This is a genomic window from Selenomonas sp. KH1T6 (assembly GCF_900108415.1).
Classification (GTDB): Bacteria; Bacillota; Negativicutes; order Selenomonadales; family Selenomonadaceae; genus Selenomonas_B; species Selenomonas_B ruminantium_A.
Map to the genome: position 1 here is coordinate 1 of NZ_FNWN01000066.1, position 5,952 is coordinate 5,952.

4 protein-coding genes and 1 pseudogene are annotated in these 5,952 nt (G+C 48.5%); all 5 read left to right on the top strand.

Annotation, left to right across the window (positions count from 1 at the left end; translation table 11 throughout):
* Positions 1 to 253, top strand: a pseudogene (locus BLW59_RS16880) (transposase); the annotation flags it as partial.
* Positions 254 to 770: 517 nt separating this feature from the next.
* Positions 771 to 1,301 (top strand): hypothetical protein, encoded by a 531-nt coding sequence (locus BLW59_RS16885; protein WP_139283749.1) that lies wholly within the window; start codon positions 771 to 773, stop codon positions 1,299 to 1,301.
* Positions 1,302 to 1,464: 163 nt separating this feature from the next.
* Positions 1,465 to 1,596: a hypothetical protein gene (locus tag BLW59_RS18280; RefSeq protein WP_318258738.1), complete on the top strand. Its 132-nt coding sequence runs from the start codon at positions 1,465 to 1,467 to the stop codon at positions 1,594 to 1,596.
* A 23-nt stretch (positions 1,597 to 1,619) separates the two neighbouring features.
* Positions 1,620 to 1,850 carry a hypothetical protein gene (locus BLW59_RS16890; RefSeq protein WP_175463497.1) on the top strand — a complete coding sequence of 77 codons (231 nt, stop codon included), beginning with the start codon at positions 1,620 to 1,622 and terminating at the stop codon, positions 1,848 to 1,850.
* 287 nt (positions 1,851 to 2,137) lie between these two features.
* Positions 2,138 to 5,952, top strand: a 3,815-nt coding sequence (locus BLW59_RS17895; RefSeq protein WP_175463498.1) for a filamentous hemagglutinin N-terminal domain-containing protein, incomplete at its 3' end; no start/stop codon positions are given.

Genomic DNA, 5,952 nt, shown 5'->3' on the forward strand with positions numbered 1-5,952 from the left:
AAGGTATATGATGTTGTCACTAGAGCAGCGCCGGAATGTCGATAAACGGAGCATAGGTGAGCTATTCTATCTCGCTTATGACGAATTGCAGGATCTGCGTTATCTCGATGCCTTGGTGTTGCTCTTGAAAGAACTTATTGCTACGGTAAAGGGAAAGACGTTTTTTATGGAAAAGGAACTGGACATGATGCTCGATTTGTTCTTGGAAAATCTGCCGAATTTATGGAACAAGTGTTTGAAACGCTGTGCATGAGGCAGACTTTCTAGGAGTCATGGCTCTACACCGCACATAGGTGCTGGCCTGTTTCGTTTGTGCGAAGTTTGAGTTGATAATTCTCTCCTAAAGACGTATACTCTTTCTGTGAATTTGGTTTTTGCATACCTAAATTCTACAACTAATCCCGGGGCTTGAATGTCCTGGGATTATCTTTTTGCATAAAAATGAGGCTGCTGCACGTTTGGATTACGTGCAACAGCCCCCCTTTTCTTTTGTAATAATAGATGTGCAAGTACACCGAAAATGGGCACGCACAATGTAGCGTTGAAATTTAGTTTTATATAGTGATTCTGAAAAGAGGGACTATTTCACTAAATTTACTACTTGCAAAATTGTATACCTGGGTTTATAATTGCGTCTATGGTTAGAGAAAGATTAAAATTTGGAACAAGGACGTAAAAACTCGTAATTGATTTTTTCTGTCGTATTGTAAAAGGAGTAAGCAAGAGAAATGGGGAGTATTGCCAAATTAAGGAAAAAGCAAATTGGCATCTTGGCTGTTGCGATGATGACTGCGGCTTCTATGCCTACGGCGTTCGCTTTGCCGACTGGTGAGTATGAAAAACAGAATTTAACCGCCAACAATAGGGATGTGGTCTATTTTTCAGAGCATCGAAAAAATATGAGCGTGGAACTGCCTTTTTACAATGAAAGGTGCGGACAGGTGGTGCTTTACGGTACCTATGCTGTCACCCTGGAGGCGGACAAAGTGAAGATGGAACCTAAGATGAAGGTTTCGCCTGAATCTTACCAGCCGAAGAATCAGTACCTTGAGAGCGAGGAAGCGCTTGAGACTGAAAAGGGCAGCGTCAGGTTCCACATTACCTGCAATGGCTCCACCTTGGACATTTATCCTGCGGACGAGGTTGCCAGAGAATTTCTTTTGGGCTATGATGACAAGAATATGGAAATAGAATCCCAGGCGCTCTACGAGGCCTTCAACCAGATGGGGGTCAATCTGGAGGAATTGGACGGGGTTTGCACTCATTTTGAAAGTATGAAGGTGAGCTCCTTTCGTCATTAAGCCAAGTGCGGAAGCAGCCGCTATATTAAGAGACCTGGAGGGCCGTAGCGGCGCTGTCAAAGTCGCGGAAGTGGATGACTGCATCGTGCTGGATGCAGAGGCGCTGACGGTCTGCCCTGACACGGATTGATATTTAAAGGGAATATTGGGAGGAAGAATTTAATTGTTAACATTTCATAAAGGGCGTGAACTGAAGAAGATTTCCGCCACAGCAGCTCTGGGAATGCTCATAGGAGGTTTGTCCCTGCCCGAGGCTCAGGCAGCTGAGCCTGCTATCGTGCTGCCCTGCCCCTGAAGAAAAAGGATCAGCAGCTGCAGTTGGCCACCTATTTTGATCACGGTGGACTGCGCATAAACAAGGACAAAGGCACCACGGGCGGTATCAACTACCGCCATCTGGAAGGTATAGGCATTGGCCTTATATGGTCCCGCTGGGAAGACTGGTTCATTCGTACAGACTACGCCTGGCGTCTGGGCTCTGAGCTGCCCACCAGCGACACAAGCCATCCCGGCGGTCATTTTTGGATTAGGGGTGGCGTGTACTTCTAAGATTTGCATATTGACCCCAGGTATTTTTCTTGGGGTTGTTTTATTAGCTGGAAAAAGCTAAGGAACTATCACGAAATAAATCAAACATCTTGCTTGTCTAAATTTCTGCTGTCTGCGTTGTCGTCGTTCGGCGTAGCCCGCTACGCCTCGCTCCTCCGCCTTGACAGCAAAAATTTATCCTACGCAATCTGCATAATTTATTTCGTTCCAGTTCCTAAGTGGTGGGTATATAATGATGGCGTTGTTTGTATTACAGGAGTATTAGAATCGAAAGGATGTACGGAAGCATGAGTTGTGTTGGGAAGTATAGGAAGCGCAGGCTGGCTGTGCTGGCGACAGCTCTCACGGCAGCGGCGTGGATGCCGACGGCATGGGCAGAGGTGGCGCCGGATGCATTGCCGGAACTAAAAAAGGTGGAGTATGGGGAGGTAAATGTTCCAGAACCTGATGGCAATGAGCTGAATATAACGATTGGCGGTGCTGACAAGAAGGGCATCATAACGTGGGATACGTTTGATATCGGCAAAGATTCAACGGTCAATTTCCTGGGTGAAAAGGGCTGGATGGTGCTGAACCGCATCTATGACAATAAGGCCTCTGAAATCTATGGAACTCTCAGGGGCGAGGGCGGTTCAGTCTTCTTGATAAATCCTCACGGTATTACCTTTGGTGCAGGCTCCAGCGTGGATGTGGGCAGCCTGGTGGCCAGTACCCTGAGTTTTAATTGGGACAAATTCAAACAGGGTGTGTTTGTAACTGACAAGCAAGGCGATAGCAAAGGCGTTATAAAAATCGAGGACATGGCTACTATCAATGCCAGCGATGGCTATGTGGCGATCTTTGCTCCCAAGATATATAATCATGGCATCATCACGGCCAATGATATAGCCATGGGCTATGGCAGCCAGGTCAGTTTCAGCTATGCAGACAAAATCAATATGAATATCAAGGTGTCTGGCAATGATGTAATTGACACCGGCAATGAAAATGGTGTGCTGATCAAGGTCAATAATATCAATAAGCTCGTCGCTGACAGTCTCATCAAGAATGATGGCACAATCGAGGCCGGTGGCATAGGTAAGGACGCTGAAGGCAATGTGACGCTGGTAGCGGCCACGGTGGAGCCGGGCAGCGGCATTTCCACTGGCAATCTCAACATAGCAGCCAAAGAGATATCCCTGGCTGATGATATCTTTGCCAACGGGGATATTCTCATGGCGGCAAACAAGGTGACGGCAGAAAATAATATTGAGGCTGGTGGCAATATCAGCCTGGCCTCTGAAAACATAGCGGTCAAGGGGGATGTTTCCGCTGGTGGCGATATCAGCCTGGCATCTGTCATGCTGACGGAGGAACAGAAAAATTTCTCCGAGTATGATAAAGATTTGATGGTCGATGAGCTAACGGCAGACGGGACTATCCATGCTGACGGCGATATCAGCATCGCAGCTGACAATGTGCCGATAGAAAATGTTAAAGCTGAAGGCACCCTCAGCCTGATGTCCAAGACCATCAAGGTAGATACAAATGATATTTCCGTTGATGGAGATATCAACCTGACGGCTAATGAAGTAACTGTCAATGAAGACAAGGGTATCTATTCTGACGGCAATATCAAGCTGACGGCCAACACTATGGTGGTTGAAGGCAAGCTTTCTGCCAAAGGCGATATAGACACCACTGCCACCCAAAGCCTGCAGGTGCGTGACAGCGCTGATATCCATTCCTACGCGGAGGCGGGGGCAGGCACCTGGAATATAACGGCCAAGAATGTCACCATCACCGAAAACCCGGACGGGCAGGAGGACAATAAAAACCCCAATAGGGTCAGCAATACAGTCCTCAGCAAGGCGCTGGACGATACCAATGTAAATGTTTTGGCAACCCCTGAGAAACCGGAATATTACTCCGATATTATGGTGGAAAAAAATATCGTGAAAAAGGGTGAAACGCCTACCGCGCTTACCCTTACTGTCGGAAGGAATATCAGCGTGGATGCATATATTTCTTCCGAAAACGGCCCTCTTGATATCACACTGAACTCCAACAACCAGGAAATGACCAATTCCCAGCGCGAAGATGGAGCCTCCATCATCAGAGCTGATATCAACACCAATGGCGGCAGCTTCACTGCCACGGGAACAAACGGCGTTTACTTTGGCCTCGGCCTTGACCAAAATGGCAACGAAATCGTAGAGAATACCAAGATCCTTGTAGAAGGCGAGGAAAGCGAAGCGCCCACCAGGAAAGTCATTACCAAGGGCGGCGATATCACGCTGCAGGGCAATGAAGTGCTGGTAGGTACGGGAGGTACTGTGCGTCTCGATGCTTGCAGCGAGGGCAATGTGACCATTGCCGGCAAGGTGAACTCAGCCAATGCCTACTACGATGGCGGCGATGGCAATACCAAGCTCACCTGGAGCGAGGCCAGGAAAAAAGCAGATCCTGACGGCACGGGAAAAACCCATCTGGCCGTCATCACAAGCGTGCTGGAAGATGCGGTGGCAACTTCCAATATAGCCAAGAACCACGCCCAGAATTCCCAGGCCTTTGTAGGCGGCCATGTGGTGAATGTTAAAGCTGACAAAGAAGGCTATGCAGTGGACAATGATGGGAACAGGATCAAGTTCTCTTTAGACGAGAAGGGCAACCCTGTCATTACCGGCATACCTGTGATTAATGAAGACAAGGACGAAAAAGGCAAATATGAAGTTCTGAAGGTCGGGGAAGGCACAGACCTTGAGAGCAAAGGCTGGTATAAGATAGAGACTGCGGATGGCGAAACCAAGTATGCTCATTTTTGGGCCTGGGTGGAAGGTGCTGAAGCCGGAAAGGTTTTCTTTGTGCAGACCATTGGCGAAAACACGATTGGGTCTGGCAAAGATGGCGACATGGAAAATGTCGCTGAGACCAGTGAAAAGGGAAAGGCGCATAGTGATTGGTTCAAAGAGCACGGCGATGATGTAGCAACCGGCGTGAATGACACGAAGTACTACACCAATTTCGCACCGCGCCAGCCTGATGCCGATAATGGACAGGACGGCGCCAATGGCACCGGCACGCAGATGGCCTTGGCCATCAACTATGACACCCATTTGGGCAGCAAGAACATCCTTTATTCTCAGTGGAATGACGTAGGGGATACCAAAAAGCAAGATTCCCACTATATCGTGGAGAAGAAACTAACTAATACCTCGCTGGAGATTAAGGGCAAGGATGTGGAGCTGGGTGGCACGGTAGGCTATGACAGGCTGCTGGAAAATGTCGTTGTTGATGCCTCTGGCAAGGTAAGCCTGAATGATACTGTCAATGCAGCTAATGATGTGCATGTAGATGCCATGGGCGATGTGAAGGCCAGCGCTGTTAAGGCAGGCAATTTGATTCACTTGGGGGGCGAGAATGTTACCCTGGGGGGCACGCTGACCTCTGAGGCAAAAAATACGGACAGTGCCATAGAAATCTTTGCTCAGGAGAAGTTTGAGAACAAGGCTGGCCAGTATGTCATGAATTTGGGCGAAGATAGCAACAGCCACTGGAAGGTTTACTCAAACACGCCCTACGAGGACGATTTCGGCGATCTCGACAGCGAAAAATATGCTGTATGGGGCTGGAACGGCAAGTCCGGCACATATGCGGAAGGCAACCGCTATATCTTCAAATATCGCCCCACCCTTACATTCAAAGCGAACCAGCCGGATAAGGATGAATATGAATACAATGAAACTGTGGCCAAAGTTGGTTATACAGTGGAAAATGAGCTGGAGGGCAAGTTCACCGGCAATTTCAAGGATGGGCAGGTGAATGAGGAGGGAATCAATGTACTCTTCACAGAGGATAGGCTAGATGTGAAGGAGAAGCTGGCTAAGGTTGACACTGACTCTGACGCTTATGCAGAAGGCGAAAAAACCGCTGGTACGCATTATATCAATGTTGTTTACGATGGGGATAAAAGCATTGTAGATACTGAGATTGCACCTGGGTATGTGAATGAGATGGTACACAGCAGTTTGAAGGTGAAATCTAAGCCTGAACCCGAGCCTGAGCCGCAGCCCGAACCTGAGCCGCAGCCCGAGCCGCAGCCCGAACCTGAGCCGCAGCCCGA